Genomic DNA, 21,997 nt, shown 5'->3' with positions numbered 1-21,997 from the left:
CCGCCCCGTCTCAGTGCGAGTGGCGCGGCGTACCGAAGGTCTGGTCGATCCGCAGATACGAGACCGCGGGCTCCAGGCAGGCGCCGGTCGAGAGCTGACCGACCGAGGCACGGTACATCTCCTGCCAGGGCGTCTGGTTCACGATCTCGGGCGGCGTCCAGGCGGCACGGCGCCGCTCCAGCTCGCCCTCGTCCAGAAGCACGTCGACCCGGTTGTGGTTCAGGTCGATGCGCACGGTGTCGCCGGTCCGCAGCAGGGCCAGGTTGCCGCCGATGGTCGCCTCGGGCGAGACGTTCAGGATCGACGGGCTGGCCGAGGTGCCGCTCTGCCGCCCGTCGCCCATGGTCGGCAGCTCCATGATCCCAGCCTTGATCAGGGCGTCGGGCGGCTGCATGTTCACGACCTCGCCAGCACCGGGGTAGCCGATGGTGCCGCAGTTGCGGATCACCAGCAGGCAGTCGGCATCGATCGCCAGCGACGGATCGTTCAGACGCGCGCGGTAGTCCTCGGGACCCTCGAAGACGATCGCCCTGAGATCGACGACGTTCTCGTGCCCGGGGCGGCTGAGATAGCGCTCGCGGAAGGTCTCGCTGATCACCGAGACCTTCATCACGGCGCTGTCGAACAGGTTGCCCTTCATCACGACGAACCCGGCCGCGGGCTTCAGCGGCCGGTCGAAGGGGCGGATCACGTCGCGGTCGGGCTCCGGCACGCGCGTGAGGTTCTCGCCCATGGTCCGGCCGGTGACGGTCAGCGCGTCGGCGCGCAGCAGCCCCGCCTTCTTCAGCTCGGCCATGACGGCGGGCACGCCTCCGGCGCGGTGGAAGTCCTCGCCGAGATACTCGCCCGCCGGCTGGCAATTCACCAGCAGCGGCACGTCGTGGCCCACGCTCTGCCAGTCGTCGATGTCGAGCTTGACCCCGGCATGGCGCGCGATGGCGATCAGGTGCGGCGGGCAGTTGCTAGACCCGCCGATGGCCGAGCAGACGATGATCGCGTTCTCCATGGCCGCGCGGGTCAGGACCTTCGAAGGCCTCAGATCCTCGTGCACCATCTCGACGATGCGGCGCCCGGTCCGGTAGGCCATCTGCGCGCGCTCGCGGTGCGCCGCCGGGATCGCCGCGTTGCCGGTCAGCGACATGCCCATGGCCTCGGCCAGGCTGTTCATGGAAAGCGCCGTGCCCATGGTGCTGCAGTGCCCGGCCGAGGTGGCCGAGGCGGCCGCGTGCTCCATGAACTCGTCATAGTCGATCTCACCGGCGGCATAGAGCTTGCGCGCGTTCCAAATGGCCGTGCCGGAGCCGATCCGCTTGCCGCCCAGCCAGCCGTTCAGCATGGGCCCGCCTGAGAGCACGATGGCCGGGATGTCCACCGTGGCGGCCGCCATGATCAGCGCGGGGGTGGTCTTGTCGCAGCCGGTGGTCAGCACGACGCCGTCGAGCGGATAGCCGTAGAGCACCTCGACCAGGCTGAGATAGGCCAGGTTGCGGTCGAGCGCCGCGGTCGGGCGCTTGCCGGTCTCCTGGATCGGATGCACGGGGAACTCGATGGGTATTCCGCCGAGCTCGCGGATGCCGTCCCTGATGCGCGGGGCCAGGGCCAGGTGGTGGCGGTTGCAGGGCGCCAGGTCGCTGCCGGTCTGGGCGATGCCGATGATGGGGCGGCCGCTCTGCAGCTCGGCCCGCGTGAGGCCGTAGTTCAGGTAGCGCTCCATGTAGAGCGCGGTCATGTCGGCGTCGTGGACGTCGTCGAACCACTGCTGGCTGCGCAGCCTTCTAGGGCGCTGTTCGGTCATCGAAGGAGTCCTCTTCCCGGTCAAAGGGCGGCGAGGATGCCGCCGTCCACGTAGATCACCTGGCCATTCACGAAGTCGGAGGCGGGGGAGGCCAGGAACACCGCCGCCCCCACGAGCTCGGATGGGTCGCCCCAGCGTCGCGCCGGGGTCCGGCCGCGGATCCAGGCGTCGAAGGCCGGATCCTCGGTCAGCGCACGGTTCATCTCCGTGCGGAAATAGCCTGGGCCGATGGCGTTGACCTGCAGGCCGTGCGGCGCCCACTCGACGCACATGGCACGGGTCAGCGTGCGCACCGCGCCCTTGGCCGCGGTATAGGCGCCGACCGATGGACGGGCGACCTCGCTCATCAGCGAGGCGACGTTCACGATCTTGCCGGCGCCTCGCGGCACCATGCGCCGCGCCACGGCGCGGCCGACCAGGAAGACCGAGGACAGGTTGCCCGCCATCACCTCGTCCCAGGTCGCGCGATCGAGGTCCAGCAGCGGGACCCGGCGCTGGATGCCGGCATTGTTGAAGAGCGCGGCGATGGGGCCGGTCTGCGTCTCGATCGCCTCGACGGCGGCCTCGATGCCGGCCTCGTCGGTGACGTCGAACAGGGCGGCGGAGGCGTCGTGCCCCTCCGCCCGGAGGGCCGCTACGGCTGCGTCCAGCGCCGCGGGATCGCGACCGTTCAGCACCACCCGCGCCCCCGCCTGGGCCAGCCCCCGCGCCATGGCGAGGCCTAGGCCGCGGCTGGAGCCCGTCAGCAGAACGACACGGCCGGCGAGATCGAAGAGCGGATGCGACATGATGCTTCCAAAGGGATGCAGGCCCGGGCCCCCGCGGGGGGCCCGGGCCGTGCGGTCAGCCCTTGCGCAGCTTCTCGAGGGCCGCGAGCATGCGGTCGACCGTCTCCTGCCCGATGGTCGTGCCGTGCTTGGCGTAGATCGCCCTGGCCTGCTCGCGCATGCGGGCCTGCTCCTCGGGCGTCAGCTCGTTCACCTGCATGCCCCGGCTCTTCAGCAGGTCCAGCGAGCGCTGCGACAGCTCGCGCGAGACGCGGCGCTGCTCGTCGCGGCCCTGGATCACGCAGTCCTGGAGGACCTTCTGCTCCTCCGGGGAATAGCTGTCCCAGACCTTCTTGGAGATCAGGACCATGAAGGGCGTGTAGGCGTGCTTGGTCACCGACAGGAACTTCTGGACCTCGTAGAACTTCGAGGTGTCGATGGTGACGTAGGGGTTCTCCTGCCCGTCGATGGCGCGCGTCTCGAGCGCCGTGAAGACCTCGCCGAAGGCCATGGGCACGGCGTTGGCGCCCATGTTCTTGAAGGTGTCGAGGAAGATGTTGTTCTGCATCACGCGCATCTTCACGCCCTGGAAATCCTCCCACTTGGTGATGGGACGGCGCGAGTTGGTGGCGTTGCGGAAGCCGTTCTCCCAGTAGGCCAGGTTCACGAGGCCGAGCGGCGGCAGCTTGTCCGAGACGTACTTGCCGAACTCGCCGTCGAGGATGGCATCGGCCTCCTTCTCGTTGGCGAAGAGGAAGGGCAGATCGAAGACGCCGAGGTCCGGCAGGATGCCGACCAGCGGCGAGGTCGAGGTGACGACCATCTCCTGCGTGCCCGAGCGCAGGGCCTGGGTCGCCTGCAGGTCGCCGCCCAGCGCGCCGCCCCAGAAGCCGACGACCTTCATCTTTCCGCCCGACCGCTCGGCCGCGCAGGCCGCCATCTTGGCCACGCCGTTGCCGGCGGGGTGGTCCTGGTTCACGCCGTTGGAGACGCGGATCGTGCGCTCCTGGAACTGAGCCATGGCCGGGCCTGCGGCGGCGACGCCGAGCCCGATGCCGGCGGCAATGGCGAGAGCGAGCTTGGTCCTCATCATGCGACCTCCCTAGGTTGCTTGGTTATATGAAGTCTCGGAAACGCACCCGGCCCTCACCTCAGGAACTCTAGAGGGACCAGAACGATCTGAGGGAACAGGATCAGCAGGATCAGCACCCCGACCTGCGCCAGCAGGAAGGGATGAACCCCGCGGATCACATCGGTCATGGAGATCCGGCCGACGCCGCAGACCACGTTCAGCACGATGCCGACCGGCGGCGTGATCAGCCCGATCGCGTTGTTCAGGATGAAAAGCACGCCGAAATAGACGGGATCGATGCCGGCCTGCTTCACGATCGGCATCAGCACCGGCGTCAGGATCAGCACGGTCGGGGCGAAATCCAGCGCTGTGCCCACCACCAGGACCAGCGCCATCATCACGAACATCAGGATCAGCGGGTTGTCCATGAAGGGCTGGATGAGCCCGCCGATCTCGGCCGGGATGTTGGCCGAGGTGATCAGCCAAGCCGAGACCACCGCCGCCGCCACCAGGAACATCACCACGGCGGTCGTCTTGGCGGCGTTCAGGAACAGCGCATAGACCTCCGAGAACTTGAGCTCGCGGTAGATGAAGGCGCCGACCAGGAAGGCGTAGACCGCCGCGACCACCGCCGCCTCGGTCGGCGTGAAGATGCCGAAGCGGATGCCGCCCAGGATCCAGACCGGCATCAGGAGCGCCCAGAAGGCGTCGGCCGAGGTGCGCAGGCGCTCGCGCATGGTCTGGCGCGGGAAGGGCTTCACATTGTCGTGCCGCGCGACGATCCACCACGCGACCGCGAGCGCGAGGCCCATCAGCAGCCCCGGGACGATCCCCGCCAGGAACAGCCGCGAGATCGAGACATTGGCCGCGACGCCGAACAGGATGAAGCCGATGGACGGCGGGATCACCGGCGCGATGATCCCGCCCGAGGCGATCAGCCCCGCCGAGCGCGGGACGTTGTAGCCGCCCTCGCGCATCATGGGGATCAGGATCGCGGCGAGCGCCGCCGTATCGGCCGCGGCCGAGCCCGAGAGACTGGCCATGATCACCGAAGCGATGATCGCGACATAGCCGAGCCCACCATGGCGGTGCCCGATCCAGGCCAGGGCGAAGTTCACGATGCGCCTGGACAGGCCACCCGCGTTCATGAACTCGCCCGCCAGCAGGAAGAAGGGGATCGCCAGCAGCGGGAAGTTGTCGGCGCCCACGATCATGTTCTGGGCGACGATCTGGGTGTCGAAGACGCCCATGTGCCACATCAGAGCGATCGCGCAGATCATCAGCGCGAAGGCGATGGGCATGCCGACGGCCATGGCGCCCATCAGCGAGCCCAAAAAGACGGCGATGGTCATTCGACGATCCTTCCCTCGGCGGCGGCGCGGGCGCGCTCCTCGTCGCTCTGGATGCCGGCGAAGGCCTCGAGCTCGGCGTCGGTCATGCGACCGGTCAGCGTGCGCACCAGCCGCGCCGCGACCATCAGGCCGATCGCCGCGCTGGTCACCAGGCCGATGCCGAAGACCCAGACCATGGGCAGGCCGGTCACCGGCGAGTAATTCGAGGCGTTGATCGCGAACTGCACCCAGGTCCCGTGCGCGAGGACCGCGCAGCACAACAGGATCAGCAGGTCGCTCAGCACCAGGCAGACCAGCCTTCCGCTGCGGCCGAGCACGCGCACCAGCGTATCGACGCCGAGATGCGCTCCCTCGCGCATCGCCACGATGGCGCCGATGAAGGTCAGCCAGACGAAGAAGTAGCGCGACAGCTCCTCGGACACGTCGATGCCCGAGTTGAAGAGATAGCGCAGGACGACGTTGCCGAAGACCATGACGACCATGCCGGCCAGCAATCCTACCAGCACCATCTCCAGGCCCTTGAAGGTCCAGTGGATCAGCCGCTCCATCGCGGGCTCCCCGGCATGCTCTTCATGTCCCCTCCCCTCCGGGCCGGAATCGGCCCGCACGGCCGCTCCGCTTCGGCGGCCCATTGTCGGCGGCGCGAACAATAGCGTATTGACTAAGCTCCGCCAACAGCCTTTCATACAGGAACGCCATGACCTGTCAGACAGGTTGCGGCATGACTATCCGCCCTCTCCTCCGCAGGGTCGCATGACCGCCACCATCGAACGCCCGGAAGCCCGCGGCCTGGTCGACCAGGTGATGCATGCAGTCATCGACCATATCCGGGGCAACGGGCTGCTCGCCGGCGCGGCGCTCCCGGGGGAGCTCGCCTTCGCCCGCGATCTCGGCGTCTCGCGGGCCATCGTGCGCGAGGCCTTCCGCTCCCTGACGACGCTCGGGATCATCGATGTCGGCAACGGCCGCCGCGCCCGCGTCTCGGCGTTGGACGACGAGGTGTTGGCCCTGGTGCTCGACCATGCCGTCTACACCAACCAGGTCACGGTCCAGCAGGTCTTCGACTTCCGCAGGGTCGTCGAGATCCGGGCGGCGGGCCTTGCCGCCGTGCGCCGGACCGAGCGCGAGTCCGAGCAGATCTCCGGCTACATCGAGGCGATGCGCACCGATTTCGAGCATGCCGAGAAGATGATGGAGCACGACATCGCCTTCCACACCGCGATCGCGCGCGCCTCGCGCAATCCCATGTTCGGCATGGCGATCGGCTCGCTGCGGCTGGTTCTGCACCAGACCTGGCCGGTGGGCTGGCGCGGGCGGCGCACGGATGCGCAGCGGCACGACCAGATCCTGATCCACGAGGCCGTCGCCAAGGCCATCGCCGCCCAGGACGCGGTGGAGGCCGAGCGCGCCATGGACTGGCACTTCGAGAACTCGATCCGGGTCCTCGTGAACGTCGGACTGAACTGAAGGGGAGGCCCCGGCCGGGGTCCGGAGAGGCGATGCGGATCACCAGGATCGAGACCGTGCGCGCGGCGGAGCTGCCGAACCTGATCTGGGTCAGGATCCACACCGACGAGGGGCTGGTCGGCCTGGGCGAGACCTTCTTCGTGACCGGCGCGGTCGAGGCATACCTGCACGAATACGCTGCGCCCAGGCTGCTCGGCCAGGACCCGTCGCGGATCGACGCCATCGCGCGCGACCTCGTGGGCTATCTCGGCTTCCGGTCCACGGGCGTCGAGGTCCGCGGCAACTCGGCCGTCGACATCGCGCTCTGGGACCTGCTGGGCAAGGCCACGAACCGGCCGATCGTCGACCTGCTGGGCGGGCGCACCCGCGAGCGGATCCGCACCTACAACACCTGTGCAGGCACCCATTACGTGCGCAAGGCGAACGCGCAGGCCGTGCACAACTGGGGTCTGGACACGCGCTCGGGCGCCGAGCTCGACGATCTCGACGCGTTCCTGAACCGCGCAGACGAGCTCGCCGAGAGCCTCCTGGCCGAGGGCATCACGGCCATGAAGATCTGGCCCTTCGACATCGCGGCCGAGAAGACCGGCGGCGCCTATATCGCGCCCGACGACCTCCGCCGCGCGCTCGAGCCCTTCGAGAAGATCCGCCGCGCCGTCGGCGACCGCATGGACGTGATGGTCGAGTTCCATTCCATGTGGCAGCTCCTGCCGGCGATCCAGATCGCAAAGGCCCTGGCGCCCTTCGGGACCTTCTGGCACGAGGACCCCATCAGGATGGACAGCCTGGCCTCGCTCCGGCGCTATGCCGAGCATTCGCCCGCGCCCATCTGCGCGTCCGAGACGCTGGGCTCGCGCTGGGCCTTCCGCGACCTGCTGGAGACCGGAGCCGCGGGCGTCGTGATGCTGGACGTCGCCTGGTGCGGCGGCCTGTCCGAGGCCCGCAAGATCGCCGCCATGGCCGAGGCCTGGCACCTGCCGGTGGCCCCGCACGACTGCACGGGCCCCGTGGTCCTGACCGCCTCGACACACCTGTCCCTGAACGCGCCAAACGCGCTGGTCCAGGAATCCGTCCGCGCCTTCTACCGCACCTGGTACCGGGACCTGGTGACCGCCCTGCCCACCGTCGAGAAAGGCGAGATCACGATCCCCGAAGGGCCCGGCCTGGGCCTCGAGCTGAACCCCGAGCTGGACCGCCTCTACACCGTCGCGACCCGCGTCTCGGAACTGGACTGACGGCGCCCCTCCGGGCGGCCGAGCATCAAGATGAAAGGGAGGATACGAGAAGCCATGCGCGATCTTCTGACGCCCGAACGCTGCCTGCCCCAGGGGTCCGCGACCCTGGTGGGGCGTGCCTGGGTTCCCGGCTCCGCCCCTGGCCCCGCCGTGGTGGCCGTGCGCGACGGCGATCTCTGGGACCTCGGCCCCGCGGCGCCCACCATGTCCGACCTGCTGGAGGCCGAGGACCCCGCCTCCATCGCCCGCTCGGCCTCCGGCACCCGGCTCGGGCCGGTGGCCGAGATCCTGGCCAACAGCGTGCCCGAGGGGCGCGACTCCGCCCGCCCGTGGCTTCTTGCGCCCTGCGACCTGCAGGCCGTGAAGGCGAGCGGCGTGACCTTCGTCGCCAGTCTGCTCGAGCGCGTGATCGAGGAGCAGGCGCGGGGCGATGCCGCCCGGGCCGAGGAGATCCGCACCCGGGTCGTCGAGATCCTGGGCGAGGACCTGGCCGCCATCCGCCCGGGCTCAGAGGAGGCCGCACGGATCAAGGAGGTGCTGCTCCAGCAGGGCGCATGGTCCCAGTACCTTGAAGTCGGCATCGGCCCCGACGCCGAGATCTTCACCAAGGCGCAGCCGCTCTCCTCGGTGGGCACGGGGGCCGAGATCGGGATCCACCCGGTCTCGACCTGGAACAACCCCGAGCCCGAGGTCGTGCTGGCGGTGGACGGCCAGGGCCGCGTCCGCGGCGCGACACTGGGCAACGACGTCAACCTGCGCGATGTCGAGGGGCGCAGCGCCCTGCTGCTGGGCAAGGCCAAGGACAACGCTGCCTCCTGCGCGATCGGCCCGTTCATCCGGCTGTTCGACGAGGGATTCGGGATCGAGCAGGTCCGGCGGATCGAGATCTCGCTGACCGTCGACGGTCCCGAGGGCTATCGCCTCTCCGGCCGCTCGTCCATGTCGGCCATCAGCCGCGATCCCCTGGACCTGGTCGCCCAGGCGATCGGGCCCAACCACCAGTATCCCGACGGGCTGATGCTGTTCCTGGGCACGATGTTCGCGCCCGTGGAGGATCGTGGCGAGCCCGGCCGCGGCTTCACCCACAAGCTCGGCGACGTCGTCACCATCGCCGCTCCCGAGCTGGGGGCGCTGGTGAACCGCGTGAACCGCACCGACAGGGTCGAGCCCTGGACCTTCGGCACGCGCGCACTGTTGCGCAGCCTCGCCGCGCGCGGGCTTCTGCAGGCCGCCCCGGCGGCGCGGGCCTGACGCCATGAACGCGCCTCTGACCCCCGAAGAGCTGGCCGCGCTCGCAGCCCTGGACACGCCTACGGTCTGCAACGCGATCGAGCTGCTGGACCCCGCGCGGCGGAGCTTCGGCTTCACCGAGCGCCCGCTGGTCTGCGCCCGGCCCGAGCTGCCGCCCATGGTCGGCTATGCCGCCACGGCGACGATCCGCGCCCGCGCGCCCTCGGCCCTTCCCGCGGAGGAGCTGCGCGCGCGGCGCCTGGGCCACTACCGTGCGGTGGAGGCGGCGCCCAAGCCCACCATCGTGGTGATCCAGGACCTCGACCCGGAGCCCGGCTTCGGCGCCTTCTGGGGCGAGGTGAACACCGCCGTGCATCAGGGTCTGGGCGCGCTGGGGGTCGTGACCGACGGCAGCATCCGCGACCTCGAACAGTGCGCGCCGGGCTTCCAGCTGCTGGCCGGCTGCGTCGGCCCCTCGCATGCCCATGTGCATATCGAGGAGTTCGGGATCCCCGTGACGGTGGCCGGGATGCGCGTCGCACCCGGCGACCTCGTCCATGCCGACCGCCACGGGGCCGTGGTGATCCCCCATGCGCTGGCACGCAGGATCCCCGAGGCGGCGGCCCTGATCTCGCGGCGCGAGGCCGTGATCCTGTCCGCCGCCCGATCGCCCGGCTTCACCGTGGACGCGCTCGCCGCGGCCATGGCGAGCCGCGACGAGATCCATTGACGGCGCCTACCAGGCCTCGACGAAACGGCGGGCGTTGGCGGCGACCTGGTCCACCGGCATGGCGGGCGTGAACAGGGCCGAACCCAGGCCGAAGCCGGTGGCCCCGGCTGCCCGGTAGGGGGCCATGCCCTCGGGCGTGATGCCGCCGACCGGCAGCAACGGCAGGTCGCGCGGCATCACTGCCCGCCATGCCTTCACGACCGGCGGCGGCAGCACCTCGGCGGGGAACATCTTGATCCCGTCCGCCCCGGCCGCCAGCGCAGCGAAGGCCTCGGTCGGGGTCGCGGCGCCCGGGACGCAGTGCAGGCGCCCCGCGGCCGCGTGCCGGATCACCGCGACGTCGGCGTGGGGCATCACGATCAGCCGCCCGCCGGCGGCGGCGACCGCCTCCACCTGCGCGGTCGTCATCACCGTGCCCGCGCCGATCAGCGCGCGCGTGCCGAAGGCCTGGGCGAGCGTCGCGATGCATTCCAGCGGACGGGGACCGTTCAGCGGGACCTCGATGATTCGGAAGCCGGCATCGAACAGGGCCTGTCCGGTGTCCAGCGCCTTCGCGGGATCGAGGCCGCGCAGGATCGCGACCAGGGGCAGTTTTCCGAGGGCGTCGGCAAGCGTCGGGGATGCGGTCATGGCTCAGCGTCCGATCAGGCCCGCGGCGCGGGCGATGAGGAGGAGGCCGTCGGTGGTGACGGTCTCGGGGGCGGTGGCGGCTTCGATACCGGCATGGGCGAGGGCGTCCGCATAGCGGGCGGCCAGCGCCGCGCCGCCGACGATGGTGACGCGCCGCGCCTCGGTGCCGCGGCGGGCAAGCGTCTCGCGGGCCTGGAGGATCTCGGCCCCGATCAGCATGCCCGACAGATAGGATCTCAGCCCCTCGGGCGGAAGGCGCTCGAAGAGGCCGAGGGTACGCGCCGAGAAGAGAGCGTGCAGCAAGGGCCCGCCAGCCGCGGCAAGGCCCCGGGCGAAGGCATCCTCCTGAGTCCCTCCCCTCCCCTCGCCCGCCCCGCGGCCCCCGCCGGCATCCTCGTCCGCCATCAGCCGGCCGAGGATGCTGTGCTGGCACAGCACCGCGAAGACCTCGCCGGTCATGAAGGTTGCAAACCACTGGATCCGTCCGTCGCGCACCTCGACCCACTTGCTGTGGGTGCCCGGCATCACGAACAGGCCGTCGCGCTGCCCGGCGGCGACAGCACCGGCGATCTGCGTCTCCTCGCCCCGCATCACGTCGGGCGCCTCTCCGGGGGAATCGCGGCTGACGCCGGGAACGATGCGGAGGCTGTGCCCGGCCTGCGTCCGGACCGGGGCGAGCCGCCTGCCGAGATCCTCCGCCCCCGCCGGGCAGGGACAGTAGGGTGCCTCGACCCAGCCCTGGCGGCTGCCGATCATGCCCGAGGCGAGCGCCGGCAGAGCGCCATGGGCGGCGTACCAGCGTTCGGTCACGGCGGTGAAGACCGCGTCGAAATCGCCGCCGGGAACCTTCAGGATCCCCATGGGCTCGTCGCGGCGGTCGAGAACGCCGCCCTTGGCATCCAGCAGGAAGGCGCGGAAGGAGGTGGTGCCCCAGTCCAGTGCGACTAGCGCCGGTTCCGCGCCGCCGCTTGGCTTGTCCGTCTCGTGTCGCTGCGTCACTCTCGGAACCTGTTCGTTGCCCGAACGGATCCTACACGCTTCGCGCCCGCATTCGACTCCCAAGGCTTCGTTCCGGGTGGACGCCGGCACCACTGGAGGAGGACGGCGATGGCCAGCTACAGGTGGCGTACCGCCTCGGGCCGCGGGCTCGAGGACATGACCCTCGCGGAAGCGGTGGACCAGGGCGGAATACGGATGATTGCGCGTTCGGTCGTGATCGCCGAGGGGGGATTCGCCTGCCGATACGATGTCGGGATCGACTCCCTGTGGCGAACCCGGCGCCTGCGGGTCGAGATGGTGGGATCGGGTCGCGTTCTCGCGCTGGCCTCCGACGGCGAGGGGCGCTGGACGGTCGACGGCGTCCCGGCACCGACGCTCGGCCGCGCCGTGGATGTGGACCTGTCGGTCAGTGCCTTCACCAACACGCTGCCGATCCGCCGACTCGGCCTGGCGGCCGGCCAATCGGCCGAGATCGTCACGGCCTATGTGGAGTTTCCGGGACTTGACGTGTTCCCGGACCCACAGCGCTATACGCGCCTTTCCGATCGGACCTATCTTTACGAGGCCGGGGACAGCGACTTCCGCGGCGTGATCACGGTCGACGAGGACGGCTTCATGCTCGACTTCGAAGGCATGTTCTCGAGGGTTTCCGCCGATCCCGGGCAGGAGCCTCCGATGATCCCATGAGCGGCGGCTCCGCCGGCCCATGCTTTTGGGCAGGTGTCGCAGTTGGCGAATCATATTTAGATATGCCCCGGTCGATCGCACCGCCGGTGCGGACGGCCTCCTTTCACGGACACGGTAGAAGCAGATGTCAGCGCTGGTCCGGTTCCGCGAAGGCAAGTTCCATCGCGACGCCTCCGTCGCCTCGCCACGGATGGAGCAGGCCTGGGCGTACTGGCAGCGAATCCGCGGCGACCGGCGTTTTCCGCTGCGGTCGGACTTCGATCCCACGGAGATCCCGGAACTGCTGCCGTCCAGCGCGATGGTCGAGGTCCTGCGCGATCCGCTCGATTTCCGGTTCCGGCTCGTGGGCACCGCCATCGACGCGATCACCACGCGCAGCATCGTCGGCAAGCGGTTCTCCGAGATCGCCTATCTCACTCCCGGCAACAACGGCTGGGCCGAATACGAATCCGTCGCCACGACCGGCGAGCCCCTGCTGGTAGACCGCGCCTACGTCGGCGAGAGCAGCCTGGTGCTGGCCCTCCGGGATTCTCTGTTCCCGCTGTCCACGGACGGAGAGGTCGTGGACAGGGTCTGGAGCTATCTCGATATCGCCTCGGCACCGATGCCGGGCCGCCCGCTTCCCCGGATCCAGGGCTGAGCCTGCCGGCTCAGCGGGCGGGATCCGAAGGCGCTCCGTGGGCCTGCCGCTGCACCCTGCTGGTGCCGGCCTGAAGCTCGTTAAGCCCGCTGCCGCCTTCCTGCCGGGCCAGGTCCGGCCCCTGCATGGCGCATCCGGAGACCGCCAGCAGCATGGCCAGGAAGGTTCTGCGCATCCTCATCCCCCGGTCCTCCTCGGGCAGCGGTGCTTTGCCCGACCAACCCCGGACGGGCTCTCCGGTTCCCGCCGCCTAGCACCTAAGTGGTCGATTCGGCCATCCAACTTTCCGTCTTGCCAGCAGCGCGCAACTCCGATCAGATTTTCGCGCGACCAGGTGGCCTGGAGCGCAGCGTATCGGGAGAGACGGACGAGATGGCGAGGCTGGCGGGCAAGACCGCGCTGATTACCGCGGCGGGCCAGGGTATCGGGCGGGCGACGGCGCTCGCCTTCGCGGCGGAGGGCGCGCGGGTCATCGCGACCGACGTGAACGAGACGACGCTGGAGAGCCTGGCGCGCGGGATCGAGGTCCGGCGCCTCGACGTCCGGGACGACGCCGCGATCCGGGCGGCGGCCCGGGAGATCGGCGCGATCGACGTGCTGTTCAACTGCGCGGGCTTCGTGCACCACGGGACGATCCTCGACTGCTCGGACGCCGACTGGGACTTCACCATGGACCTGAACGTACGGTCCATGTTCCGCATGTGCCGCGCCTTCTTGCCCGCCATGATCGAGCGGGGCGGCGGCAGCATCGTCAACATGTCCTCGGCCGCCTCCAGCGTGAAGGGCGCGCCCAACCGGTTCGTCTACGGAACGAGCAAGGCCGCCGTGATCGGCCTCACGAAGGCGATCGCCGCCGATTTCATCCGCCAGGGCATCCGCTGCAACGCGATCTGCCCGGGAACGGTCCAGACGCCGTCGCTGGACGAGCGCATCTCGGCCCAGGGCGACGCGGAGACCGCCCGGACCGCCTTCGTCGCGCGCCAGCCCATGGGGCGGCTCGGCCGGCCCGAGGAGATCGCGGCGCTGGCCCTCTACCTGGCCTCGGACGAGTCCGCCTTCACCACCGGCACCATCAACGTGATCGACGGCGGCTGGACCTTGTGAGCGGACGGTCATCCATGCCGCGCGGCGGGAGGCCGGGGAGGCGCAGGAGGACAGGTCGCTGACGGAACGGACAATCGCCTTGCCCGTCAAACTGATATATTAGCAATCTGGAGCCCGCCAAGGAGCCCGCATCGGCCCTGCCCGCGGGCCGTACACAACCATCGCCCCGGCGCCAGAGCGCCGCGGCATCCCAGAAGAGGACTGTCAGGATGAAGCTGCTGCGCTACGGCCCGCCGGGCCAGGAGAAGCCCGGGCTGCTGGATGCCCAGGGTCGGATCCGCGACCTCTCGGCGGTCGTGCCGGACATCGCGGGCGAGGCGCTGCTGCCGGCGTCGCTGGACCGCCTGCGCGGCCTCGACCCCACGACGCTGCCGCTGGTCGAGGGCGACCCCCGCATCGGCCCCTGCGTCGGCCGGATCGGCAAGTTCATCTGCATCGGCCTGAACTACGCGGACCACGCGGCCGAGTCCGGCATGCAGGTGCCCCCGGAGCCGGTGGTCTTCATGAAGGCGACCAGCGCCGTCTGCGGCCCCAACGACACCGTCGAGATCCCGCGCAATTCCGTGAAGACCGACTGGGAGGTCGAGCTCGGCGTCGTGATCGGCAAGCCTGCGAAATACGTGGACGAGGCCAGCGCCATGGATCACGTGGCTGGCTACTGCGTGGTCAACGACGTCTCCGAGCGGCATTTCCAGACCGAGCGGTCGGGCCAGTGGGTCAAGGGCAAGAGCGCCGACACCTTCGGGCCCATCGGCCCCTGGCTCGTCACGGCCGACGAGGTCCGGGACCCGCAGCGGTTGAAGCTGTGGCTCGAGGTCGATGGCAAGCGCTACCAGGACGGCACGACCGAGACCATGGTCTACGGCGTGCGGATGCTGGTGAGCTATCTCAGCCAGTTCATGTCGCTGCAGCCCGGCGACATCATCTCGACCGGCACGCCCCCGGGCGTCGGCATGGGCCAGAAGCCGCCGGTCTATCTGAAGCCGGGCCAGAGCATGCGCCTGGGCATCGAGGGCCTGGGCGAGCAGCGCCAGGCCGTCCGCGCGGCCGACTGAGCGGTCCCGTGGCCGCACAGGCGAGGCAGGAGCTGCGCAGCATCTGAGCCGGGGCCGGCATCGCCGGCCCCGACCCCAAGGTTCCGCCGGATTGAAACAGGCGGCCAGCACAACCAAAACGGAGAGGAGACGCGTCATGAGGAAAGCGATCGTGTTCGGCGCGGCGGCGCTCGCCGCCATGGCCTTCTCGGCCTCGGCCCATGCGGCGGCGCAGAAGCTGAAGTTCGCCCATGTCTACGAGACCTCGGAGGCGTATCACACGGCGGCGCTCTGGGCGGCCGAGGAGATCAAGAAGCGCACCAACGGGCGCTACGAGATGGACGTGTTCCCGGCCTCGTCCCTGGGCAAGGAATCCGACATCAACCAGGGCCTGACGCTGGGCACGGTGGACATCATCTACACTGGCACCAACTTCGCGGCGCGCTCCTACCCGGCCCTGGCGATCGCCGCGGCGCCCTACATGTTCCGCGATTTCGACCACTGGAAGGCCTACACGAAGAGCGATCTCTTCAACGAGCTCGCCGCCGGCTACGAGAAGGCGACGGGCAACGAGATCGTCACCATGATCTACTACGGCGAGCGGCACGTCACCGCCAAGAAGCCGATCAACAAGCCCGAGGACATGAAGGGCATGAAGCTGCGCGTCCCCGACGCGCCCATGTACGTCATGTTCCCGCGCTCGGTCGGCGCCAACGCGACGCCCATCGCCTTCGCCGAGGTCTACCTGGCCCTGGCCCAGGGCACGGTCGACGCCCAGGAGAACCCGCTTCCCACGATCCTCGCCAAGAAGTTCTACGAGCCGAGCCCCGTGATCAGCCTGACCGGCCACATCACCGAGAGCCTGCTCACGATCATCGGCGCGCCCACCTGGAACCGGCTCTCGGCCGAGGACAAGAAGATCTTCTCCGAGGTCCTGGCCGAGGCCGGCGAGCGCTCCGACGCCGAGATCATCAGGTCCGAGCAGGACCTCGTCACCGGCTTCACGAAGCTGGGCGCGACCGTCCACAAGCCCGACCGCGAGGCCTTCCGGGCGACCGTCGCAAAGGCCCATCTCGGCGACGGCGTTCCCTGGAACAAGCAGCAGTACGACCGTCTCCAGGCGATCAAGTGAGCGGAGGCCCGATGCGCGAGACCGCGAACCGGGCCGCCGAGGGAACGGGTTCGGGGGTGGGCGCCATGGCGCCCGCCTCCACCCCGGGCCCGCTGCCGACCGCCCTCGACATCCCGCTGGACGCCCGCCTCGAGGACGAGCGCGACCATTCGGTTGCGATCGAGGACATTCCGGCCTTCATCGTCTTCTGGGCGCTGGCCTTCGTGGTGTTCCTGCAGTTCTTCACGCGCTACGTGCTGAACGACAGCTTCACCTGGACCGAAGAGGGCGCGCGCTACCTGCTGATCGCGACCGCGTTCCTTGGCGGCGCCATGGCGGTCCGTCGCCGCTCGCACATCATGGTCGAGTTCTTCCACAACTACCTGCCGCCGCGGCTCTCCGCCGTGGTCCTGTCGGTCTGCGACGTCGTGACCGTCGGCTTCTATGCCTATTCGGCGTGGCTGGCCTGGCGCCTGACGCAGGCCATGAAGTTCCAGCCGATGTCGGTGATCGACCTGCCCATGAGCCTGCTCTACTGGGTCGTCCTCGCCGGGCTCGTCCTCATGGCCCTGCGCGCCGTCCAGTCCGCCTGGCGCCGCGTCGCCGCTTTTCCGGCCTAAGGGAGGGCCCGATGCCGCTCGTCGTCCTTTTCGGGTCACTGCTGGTCATGATGCTCTCGGGGGTGCCCATCGCGGTCGCGCTCGCCGGCTCGTCCCTCGCCTATGTCTGGATGGTCGGCATGCCCGACGTCGTCGTGCTGCACCGGATGGTGAACGGCATCGACAGCTTCCCGCTGCTGGCGATCCCCTTCTTCATCATGGCCGGCAACCTGATGAACTCTGCCCTGATCACCGAGCGCATCTACACCTTCGCGGTGGCGCTGGTCGGCTGGATGCGGGGCGGGCTCGGCCATGTCAACGTCGCGGGCTCGGTGATCTTCGCGGGTATGTCGGGAACGGCCGTGGCCGATGCCGGCGGCCTCGGCACCATCGAGATCAAGGCCATGCGGGACCACGGCTACGACGATCGCTTCGCGGTCGGCCTCACCGCCGCGTCCTCGACCATCGGCCCGATCATCCCGCCCTCGCTGCCCCTGGTGATCTACGGGGTCATGGCCAACGCGTCGGTCGGCCAGCTCTTCGCCGCGGGGGTGGTCCCGGGCCTGGGCATGGCGCTGATCCTGATGCTCTACGTCGCCTATGTGGCGCGGCGCCGCGGCTACCAGCGCGACGCGCGCTTCTCGGTCGTCGTGCTTGGCCAGAGCTTCAAGCAGGCCTTCCTGGCCCTGATGACTCCGGTGATCCTGATCGGCGGCATGGTCAGCGGCATGTTCACGCCCACCGAGGCGGCCATCGCCGCGGTGGCCTGGGCCCTGTTCCTGGGCATCGCCGTCTACCGGACGCTGACCTGGCGCGAGCTCGTCAAGGTCAGCATGGAGACCATCGAGACGACCTCGGTGATCCTGATCATCGTGGCCGCGGCCTCGATCTTCGGCTGGATCCTGACCTCGGCTCGGGTGACGGAGATGCTGTCGGCCTGGGTCCTGGGGCTGACGACGAACCCGTTCCTGCTCCTGCTGCTGGTCAACCTCCTGCTGCTCTTCGTCGGCTGCTTCCTGGAGACGATCGCCGCCATCACGATCATGGTGCCGGTCCTGCTGCCGATCATGGCCCAGATCGGCGTCGATCCCGTCCAGTTCGGCATCCTGATGGTGCTGAACCTCATGATCGGGCTGCTGACGCCGCCCGTGGGCATGGTGCTCTACATCCTGTCCAGGGTCGCGCGGATCCCCTTCGAGGAATGCGCGAAGGCCTGCGCGCCCTTCCTCGTGCCGCTGCTGATCATCCTGGCGCTCGTCACCTACTGGCCGGACTTCTCCATGTGGCTTCCGACCCTGATCTACCGGTGAGCCGGCGATGAGCCGCCCACCAGCCGCCGGCCGGCCGGCGCGGATCGCGATCACCATGGGCGATCCCGCCGGCGTCGGACCGGAGATCATCTGCCGCGCCCTGGCAGAGATGCCGCCCGGGGAGCGTGCCGCCGTCATCGTTGCCGGCGACCCGCGGGTGATGGCCCGGGCCGCGGCCCTCGTGGGGGCGGATCTCCGCTTTGCCGAGGAGTCGGGTGGGGAGCCCGGGGCGGTCGCGATCGCCCCGGTCCCGGTGGACGGCCTGGAGGAGCTGCGCGACGGGGCCGTCTCGGCGGCCGGCGGGGACGCCGCCTACCGCTGCGTCGTCCGGGCGGCCGAGCTCCAGCGCGAGGGCGCGAGCGCGGCCATGGTCACCGCCCCCCTGAACAAGTCGGCAATGCACGCGGCCGGCCACCGCTTCGAGGGGCACACCGAGCTGCTCGCCCATCTCTGCGGCGGCCTGCCCTCCTTCATGCTGCTGGCCTCCGAGCGGCTGTCGGTGATCCATGTCTCGACCCATGTCTCGCTGCGCGGCGCGACGGAGCGCGGCACCACCGAAAGGGTTCTCGCCACCATCAGGACCGGCCACGCCCATATGCGCGAGATCGGGCTGGAGCGGCCGCGCATCGCGGTCGCGGGCCTGAACCCCCACAGCGGCGAGGGCGGGCTCTTCGGCACCGAGGAGATCGAGCGCATCACCCCCGCCATCGAGGCCGCGCGGTCCGAGGGGATCGCGGTGACGGGACCGGTTCCCGGCGACACCGTCTTCTACCGCGCCGTCCGCGGCGAGTTCGACCTGGTGGTCGCGCAATACCACGACCAGGGCCATATCCCAGCGAAGCTGATCGCCTTCGACACCACGGTGAACGTCACACTGGGCCTGCCGATCCGACGCGTATCCGTCGACCACGGCACCGCCTTCGACATCGCCTGGAAGGGCCGGGCCGACCATACCAACATGAAGGCCGCCATCGCCTATGGCCGCCGCATGGCGGCGCGTCCGGCCTCCCCGGCCGCCGGAAGCTGATGACCCGCCCGCGCCTCGCCATCGTCGCCGACGACGTGACGGGCGCGCTGGATACGGCCGCGTCCGCGGCGGCGGCGGGCGCCCGCACGGGCTTCGTGCTGGACGCCTCGGACATCGCGGCGGAGCTGGACGTCATCGCCTGCAGCACGGATTCGCGCCATCTGATGCCGGCGGCGGCGGCCGGTCGGGTCCGCGCGGCGGTCCGTGGGCTCGCCCCCGGCGGGGGCATCCTCTTCAAGAAGGTGGATTCGACGCTGCGTGGCGCCGTCGCCGCCGAGCTGCTGGCCGCGCTGGCCCAGACCGGACGCCCGCGCGCGCTGCTCTGCCCGGCCGTGCCCGCGCAGGGGCGGACCTTCCGGAAAGGGGCCGTGCTGGTGGGCGGCACTCCGCTCGCGCAGTCCCGCGCGTCCCTTGACCTGCGCTCGCCCCCACCGGCGATCCCGATCGCCGAGGCGCTCGCGGCGGTGGCGCCGGGACTGAGGATCGGCGCCTGGCCGCGCGGCGCCACGGAGCCGGAAGCCGGCGCGCTGATCCTGGCCGATGCCGAGGACGATTCGGACCTGGACCGCATCGCCTCCTGGTGCCTGGCGCGGTCCGGAGAGGTGCTTCCCGCCGGCGCGGCCGGGCTGGGCGCCGCCATGTCCCGCGCCATGTTCGGGTCGCCCGGCGCCCCGGTCGCGCCGGCCCGCGGCTCCTGGCTCGCGGTGCTGGGGTCGCGCACGGACGAGACGGCCCGCCAGCTCGATGCCTTTCGGATGGCCGGCGGCACCGTGCTGCCCGCGCCTGCCGGCCGCATCGTCCCCGGTGCGGTCGCGGACGCCCTCGGCTCCGCGGGCGGCGGCCTGGTGGCGGTCGCCGCCGCGGCCCCCGCGGCGGATCCCGGGACGGTCGCCGTCCGGCTCGGCGCCATGGCGGCCGAACTGGCCGGGCGGCTGCAGCTCACGGGGCTGGTGCTGGCCGGCGGCGACACGGCCCTCGCGGTGCTCGCGGCGCTTCGTGCGCCCGGCCTGCGCCTTCTGGGCGAGGCGCTGCCCGGCGTTCCGCTGGGCAGCGCCGGGGGTGCGGCGCCGCTCCAGATCCTGGCCAAGTCCGGCGGCTTCGGCGGGGACGACACGCTCCTGCGCCTGGCCGGCATGCTGAGCCCCAACCGAGGAGTCCCGTGATGCCCGCGATCACCTCCGTCCAGAGCGCGCTCTATCGCATTCCGCTGCCCGAGGTCCTGACGGACAGCATGCACGGGGCCATGCGCGCCTTCGAGCTGAACACTGTGCGGCTGCGCGATGCCGAGGGTGCCGAGGGGGTCGGCTACACCTTCACGGTCGGCCGGAACGGCGCCGCCATCGAGGCGACGCTGTCTCGCGAGATGGCCGAGCTGCTGACCGGCGAGGACGCGGACCGCATCGAGCATCTCTGGCAGAAGATGTGGTGGGGCACGCATTACGGCGGCCGTGGCGGGCCCACCGTGCTGGCGCTGTCGGCCGTGGACATCGCGCTGTGGGACCTCAAGGCCAGGCGCGCGGGCCTGCCGCTGTGGCGGCTGCTGGGCGGGCACGATCCCCGGGTTCCCTGCTATGCCGGGGGCATCGACCTGGACCTGCCGCTCGATGCGCTGCTGCGCCAGACCGACGGCAATCTCGCCCGCGGGTTCCGCGCCATCAAGATGAAGGTCGGCCGCGCCCGGCTGGCGGAGGACGTCGAGCGCGTGGCTGCGATGCGCGCCCATCTCGGCGGCGACTTCCCGCTGATGGCCGACGCCAACATGAAATGGACCGTGGACGAGGCGATCCGCGCGGCGCGCGCGCTTGCGCCACACGACCTCGTCTGGCTGGAGGAGCCGATCGTTCCCGACGATTTCGCGGGCCATGCGCGGGTCGTGCGCGAGGGCGGGCTGCCCATCGCCGCGGGAGAGAACCTGCGCACGCTCTGGGATTTCCGCCACCTGATCGCGGGGGGCGGCGTGACCTATCCCGAGCCCGACGTCACCAATTGCGGCGGCGTGACGGCCTTCATGAAGATCGCCCACCTGGCCGAGGCCTTCAACCTGCCCGTCACCTCGCACGGAGCGCACGACATCACCGTCCACCTGCTGGCGGCGTGCCCCAACCGCAGCTATCTCGAGGCCCACGGCTTCGGCCTGGACCGCTACATCGCCGAGCCGCTGCGCATCGTCGACGGCAAGGCGACGGCGCCCGACCGGCCCGGCCACGGCATCGTCTTCGACTGGCAGGGGCTGGAGGCGATCCGCGCCGTGTGACCACCGTCCGCGCATCCCGGGTTCCGTCCTGGCGCGAAAGGAACCCTGTCCCATCACCCCCTGTTCTCCCGCTTGCCGCCCGGCGGCCCCTGGCCCGCCCGGGCGAACTGGGAGGGGACGCGATGAACCTGATGATCGTGGAAGACGACGCCGTCACGGCCATGGGCATGCGCGACACCCTCGAAGCGGCCGGCCACAAGGTCGTGGGCGTTGCCGGCCATGTCCGCGCCGCGGCCCGGGACGCCCGGCAGGGGCCCGACCTTGCCCTGGTCGATATCGGCCTGCTCGGCCATGGCGACGGGGCCGCCTTCGCGGCGACGCTCTGGCGCGAGCACCACGTGCCGGTCCTGTTCGTGACCGGCGGCTGCCCGGACAGGACAGCCATCCGCGGCTGGGCGGTCGGCTGCCTGAGCAAGCCGTTCAGCGACGCGGAGCTGGTGGCCGCGGTGGACGCGGTCGGCCGCGCGCTGAAGGGCGAGCCGCCCGCGGCCTGGCCGAGTGCGCTGGAGCCCTTCGAGGCCAGCGAGGCGCTCCTGGAGGCGCGATCGGCGTAGAGACGCTCCCTGGCGGCTCAGGCGCGCACAGGAAGCGTTCCGGGAACCACCGGCGCCCCTGCCATGTTGACCGGGCCCACCCCCCGAAAGGACGGAGCCCCGGCATGGGAACGCGCGACCGCCAGGAGAACCAGACAGGTCCGGAGAGCATCGAACGGCATTTCGACCGCATCTCCATCGACCATCCGCTGGAGACGGACCAGGGCACGCCCGGTGGCACTGACCAGGGCGCCGACCTGGACCGGGGCGTGACCACGCCCGTCAGCGTCGGCCGTTCGGGCGCGGGCATGGGCGTGTCGCAGGGCGACTACACCGACCTGCCTCCGGGCGATCCCGCGGACCAGCCCGCCGACCAGCCAGACGACCGCCCCGACACCGGCAAGGGCGCCGAGAGCTGAGC

The 21,997-nt window shown here is 70.4% G+C and carries 24 protein-coding genes; 16 read left to right on the top strand and 8 right to left on the bottom strand.

The features are described from left to right. Positions 1–10: 10 nt before the first annotated feature. The 5 genes from JUB13_RS20365 to JUB13_RS20345 are packed head-to-tail and all read right to left on the bottom strand — an operon-like array spanning position 11 to position 5,534. Positions 11–1,795 (bottom strand): IlvD/Edd family dehydratase, encoded by a 1,785-nt coding sequence (locus JUB13_RS20365; protein ID WP_207482145.1) that lies wholly within the window; start codon positions 1,793–1,795, stop codon positions 11–13. 20 nt (positions 1,796–1,815) lie between these two features. Continuing rightward, positions 1,816–2,583, bottom strand: a complete 768-nt coding sequence (locus tag JUB13_RS20360) for an SDR family oxidoreductase (RefSeq protein ID WP_207482144.1) — start codon at positions 2,581–2,583, stop codon at positions 1,816–1,818. Between the two features lie 55 nt (positions 2,584–2,638). Further along, on the bottom strand, positions 2,639–3,655 hold the full coding sequence (locus tag JUB13_RS20355; protein WP_236025092.1) for a TRAP transporter substrate-binding protein: 1,017 nt from the start codon (positions 3,653–3,655) through the stop codon (positions 2,639–2,641). 53 nt (positions 3,656–3,708) lie between these two features. Further along, on the bottom strand, positions 3,709–4,986 hold the full coding sequence (locus JUB13_RS20350) for a TRAP transporter large permease (protein ID WP_207482143.1): 1,278 nt from the start codon (positions 4,984–4,986) through the stop codon (positions 3,709–3,711). After that, the gene (locus tag JUB13_RS20345; protein WP_207482141.1) at positions 4,983–5,534 is read right to left on the bottom strand and encodes a TRAP transporter small permease; all 552 of its coding nucleotides are present in this window, start codon (positions 5,532–5,534) and stop codon (positions 4,983–4,985) included. Before JUB13_RS20345 ends, JUB13_RS20350 begins: the two co-directional genes overlap by 4 nt. Before the next feature lie 205 nt (positions 5,535–5,739). Here JUB13_RS20345 and JUB13_RS20340 point away from each other — a divergent pair, with 205 nt between their 5' ends. Genes JUB13_RS20340 through JUB13_RS20325 form a run of 4 tightly spaced genes read left to right on the top strand, consistent with a single transcriptional unit; the run spans position 5,740 to position 9,648 of the window. Next, complete coding sequence (locus tag JUB13_RS20340; protein ID WP_207482139.1) at positions 5,740–6,453, top strand: FadR/GntR family transcriptional regulator; 714 nt, start codon at positions 5,740–5,742, stop codon at positions 6,451–6,453. Positions 6,454–6,485: 32 nt separating this feature from the next. Then, the gene (locus JUB13_RS20335; RefSeq protein WP_207482137.1) at positions 6,486–7,688 is read left to right on the top strand and encodes a mandelate racemase/muconate lactonizing enzyme family protein; all 1,203 of its coding nucleotides are present in this window, start codon (positions 6,486–6,488) and stop codon (positions 7,686–7,688) included. A gap of 54 nt (positions 7,689–7,742) precedes the next feature. After that, entirely contained in the window at positions 7,743–8,939 is a 1,197-nt protein-coding gene (locus JUB13_RS20330) for a fumarylacetoacetate hydrolase family protein (RefSeq protein ID WP_207482136.1), read from the top strand. 4 nt (positions 8,940–8,943) lie between these two features. Next, positions 8,944–9,648 (top strand): RraA family protein, encoded by a 705-nt coding sequence (locus tag JUB13_RS20325; protein WP_207482135.1) that lies wholly within the window; start codon positions 8,944–8,946, stop codon positions 9,646–9,648. A 6-nt stretch (positions 9,649–9,654) separates the two neighbouring features. Here JUB13_RS20325 and JUB13_RS20320 read toward each other — a convergent pair whose 3' ends face one another. Both JUB13_RS20320 and JUB13_RS20315 read right to left on the bottom strand, forming a co-directional pair. Then, positions 9,655–10,278, bottom strand: coding sequence for a 2-dehydro-3-deoxy-6-phosphogalactonate aldolase (locus JUB13_RS20320; RefSeq protein WP_207482134.1), 624 nt, complete (start codon positions 10,276–10,278; stop codon positions 9,655–9,657). Between the two features lie 3 nt (positions 10,279–10,281). Then, positions 10,282–11,277, bottom strand: a complete 996-nt coding sequence (locus JUB13_RS20315; RefSeq protein ID WP_207482133.1) for a 2-dehydro-3-deoxygalactonokinase — start codon at positions 11,275–11,277, stop codon at positions 10,282–10,284. Between the two features lie 108 nt (positions 11,278–11,385). Here JUB13_RS20315 and JUB13_RS20310 point away from each other — a divergent pair, with 108 nt between their 5' ends. Next, positions 11,386–11,964 (top strand): putative glycolipid-binding domain-containing protein, encoded by a 579-nt coding sequence (locus JUB13_RS20310; RefSeq protein WP_207482132.1) that lies wholly within the window; start codon positions 11,386–11,388, stop codon positions 11,962–11,964. A 124-nt stretch (positions 11,965–12,088) separates the two neighbouring features. Beyond that, positions 12,089–12,604: a PAS domain-containing protein gene (locus JUB13_RS20305; protein WP_207482131.1), complete on the top strand. Its 516-nt coding sequence runs from the start codon at positions 12,089–12,091 to the stop codon at positions 12,602–12,604. Between the two features lie 10 nt (positions 12,605–12,614). Here the strand turns inward: JUB13_RS20305 and JUB13_RS20300 are convergent, their stop codons facing one another. After that, entirely contained in the window at positions 12,615–12,785 is a 171-nt protein-coding gene (locus tag JUB13_RS20300; RefSeq protein WP_207482130.1) for a hypothetical protein, read from the bottom strand. 191 nt (positions 12,786–12,976) lie between these two features. Between JUB13_RS20300 and JUB13_RS20295 the strand changes: the two genes are divergently transcribed. From JUB13_RS20295 to JUB13_RS20250, 10 genes are all read left to right on the top strand, one after another. Beyond that, positions 12,977–13,708, top strand: a complete 732-nt coding sequence (locus tag JUB13_RS20295) for an SDR family oxidoreductase (RefSeq protein WP_207482128.1) — start codon at positions 12,977–12,979, stop codon at positions 13,706–13,708. A 209-nt stretch (positions 13,709–13,917) separates the two neighbouring features. Further along, positions 13,918–14,763, top strand: coding sequence for a fumarylacetoacetate hydrolase family protein (locus JUB13_RS20290; protein WP_207482127.1), 846 nt, complete (start codon positions 13,918–13,920; stop codon positions 14,761–14,763). A 136-nt stretch (positions 14,764–14,899) separates the two neighbouring features. Then, positions 14,900–15,874: a sialic acid TRAP transporter substrate-binding protein SiaP gene (locus JUB13_RS20285; RefSeq protein WP_207482126.1), complete on the top strand. Its 975-nt coding sequence runs from the start codon at positions 14,900–14,902 to the stop codon at positions 15,872–15,874. A gap of 11 nt (positions 15,875–15,885) precedes the next feature. After that, positions 15,886–16,473 carry a TRAP transporter small permease gene (locus JUB13_RS20280; RefSeq protein WP_207482125.1) on the top strand — a complete coding sequence of 196 codons (588 nt, stop codon included), beginning with the start codon at positions 15,886–15,888 and terminating at the stop codon, positions 16,471–16,473. An 11-nt stretch (positions 16,474–16,484) separates the two neighbouring features. Then, positions 16,485–17,762, top strand: coding sequence for a TRAP transporter large permease (locus tag JUB13_RS20275; RefSeq protein ID WP_207482124.1), 1,278 nt, complete (start codon positions 16,485–16,487; stop codon positions 17,760–17,762). Positions 17,763–17,769: 7 nt separating this feature from the next. After that, positions 17,770–18,789 carry a 4-hydroxythreonine-4-phosphate dehydrogenase PdxA gene (pdxA, locus tag JUB13_RS20270; protein WP_207482123.1) on the top strand — a complete coding sequence of 340 codons (1,020 nt, stop codon included), beginning with the start codon at positions 17,770–17,772 and terminating at the stop codon, positions 18,787–18,789. Continuing rightward, positions 18,789–19,952: a four-carbon acid sugar kinase family protein gene (locus JUB13_RS20265; protein ID WP_207482122.1), complete on the top strand. Its 1,164-nt coding sequence runs from the start codon at positions 18,789–18,791 to the stop codon at positions 19,950–19,952. Before pdxA ends, JUB13_RS20265 begins: the two co-directional genes overlap by 1 nt. Next, a complete protein-coding gene (locus tag JUB13_RS20260) occupies positions 19,952–21,043 on the top strand; it encodes a mandelate racemase/muconate lactonizing enzyme family protein (protein WP_207482121.1) in 1,092 nt (363 codons plus the stop codon). The genes JUB13_RS20265 and JUB13_RS20260 overlap by 1 nt, the downstream gene beginning before the upstream one ends. Positions 21,044–21,165: 122 nt before the next feature. After that, positions 21,166–21,597, top strand: coding sequence for a response regulator (locus JUB13_RS20255; protein WP_207482120.1), 432 nt, complete (start codon positions 21,166–21,168; stop codon positions 21,595–21,597). Positions 21,598–21,701: 104 nt separating this feature from the next. Continuing rightward, positions 21,702–21,995 (top strand): hypothetical protein, encoded by a 294-nt coding sequence (locus JUB13_RS20250; RefSeq protein ID WP_207482119.1) that lies wholly within the window; start codon positions 21,702–21,704, stop codon positions 21,993–21,995. Positions 21,996–21,997 lie beyond the last annotated feature (2 nt).

This window comes from Arenibaculum pallidiluteum, from assembly GCF_017355985.1.
Lineage (GTDB): Bacteria > Pseudomonadota > Alphaproteobacteria > Azospirillales > Azospirillaceae > Arenibaculum > Arenibaculum pallidiluteum.
Note: the sequence above shows the minus strand (reverse complement) of the source record. Positions and strands in the feature narration are given on the sequence as shown.

Coding starts and splice junctions, on each gene's coding strand:
- JUB13_RS20365 (WP_207482145.1), bottom strand. CDS start 1,795: ATGACCGAACAGCGCCCTAGAAGGCTGCGCAGCCAGCAGTGGTTCGAC.
- JUB13_RS20360 (WP_207482144.1), bottom strand. CDS start 2,583: ATGTCGCATCCGCTCTTCGATCTCGCCGGCCGTGTCGTTCTGCTGACG.
- JUB13_RS20355 (WP_236025092.1), bottom strand. CDS start 3,655: ATGATGAGGACCAAGCTCGCTCTCGCCATTGCCGCCGGCATCGGGCTC.
- JUB13_RS20350 (WP_207482143.1), bottom strand. CDS start 4,986: ATGACCATCGCCGTCTTTTTGGGCTCGCTGATGGGCGCCATGGCCGTC.
- JUB13_RS20345 (WP_207482141.1), bottom strand. CDS start 5,534: ATGGAGCGGCTGATCCACTGGACCTTCAAGGGCCTGGAGATGGTGCTG.
- JUB13_RS20340 (WP_207482139.1), top strand. CDS start 5,740: ATGACCGCCACCATCGAACGCCCGGAAGCCCGCGGCCTGGTCGACCAG.
- JUB13_RS20335 (WP_207482137.1), top strand. CDS start 6,486: ATGCGGATCACCAGGATCGAGACCGTGCGCGCGGCGGAGCTGCCGAAC.
- JUB13_RS20330 (WP_207482136.1), top strand. CDS start 7,743: ATGCGCGATCTTCTGACGCCCGAACGCTGCCTGCCCCAGGGGTCCGCG.
- JUB13_RS20325 (WP_207482135.1), top strand. CDS start 8,944: ATGAACGCGCCTCTGACCCCCGAAGAGCTGGCCGCGCTCGCAGCCCTG.
- JUB13_RS20320 (WP_207482134.1), bottom strand. CDS start 10,278: ATGACCGCATCCCCGACGCTTGCCGACGCCCTCGGAAAACTGCCCCTG.
- JUB13_RS20310 (WP_207482132.1), top strand. CDS start 11,386: ATGGCCAGCTACAGGTGGCGTACCGCCTCGGGCCGCGGGCTCGAGGAC.
- JUB13_RS20305 (WP_207482131.1), top strand. CDS start 12,089: ATGTCAGCGCTGGTCCGGTTCCGCGAAGGCAAGTTCCATCGCGACGCC.
- JUB13_RS20300 (WP_207482130.1), bottom strand. CDS start 12,785: ATGAGGATGCGCAGAACCTTCCTGGCCATGCTGCTGGCGGTCTCCGGA.
- JUB13_RS20295 (WP_207482128.1), top strand. CDS start 12,977: ATGGCGAGGCTGGCGGGCAAGACCGCGCTGATTACCGCGGCGGGCCAG.
- JUB13_RS20290 (WP_207482127.1), top strand. CDS start 13,918: ATGAAGCTGCTGCGCTACGGCCCGCCGGGCCAGGAGAAGCCCGGGCTG.
- JUB13_RS20285 (WP_207482126.1), top strand. CDS start 14,900: ATGAGGAAAGCGATCGTGTTCGGCGCGGCGGCGCTCGCCGCCATGGCC.
- JUB13_RS20280 (WP_207482125.1), top strand. CDS start 15,886: ATGCGCGAGACCGCGAACCGGGCCGCCGAGGGAACGGGTTCGGGGGTG.
- JUB13_RS20275 (WP_207482124.1), top strand. CDS start 16,485: ATGCCGCTCGTCGTCCTTTTCGGGTCACTGCTGGTCATGATGCTCTCG.
- pdxA (WP_207482123.1), top strand. CDS start 17,770: ATGAGCCGCCCACCAGCCGCCGGCCGGCCGGCGCGGATCGCGATCACC.
- JUB13_RS20265 (WP_207482122.1), top strand. CDS start 18,789: ATGACCCGCCCGCGCCTCGCCATCGTCGCCGACGACGTGACGGGCGCG.
- JUB13_RS20260 (WP_207482121.1), top strand. CDS start 19,952: ATGCCCGCGATCACCTCCGTCCAGAGCGCGCTCTATCGCATTCCGCTG.
- JUB13_RS20255 (WP_207482120.1), top strand. CDS start 21,166: ATGAACCTGATGATCGTGGAAGACGACGCCGTCACGGCCATGGGCATG.
- JUB13_RS20250 (WP_207482119.1), top strand. CDS start 21,702: ATGGGAACGCGCGACCGCCAGGAGAACCAGACAGGTCCGGAGAGCATC.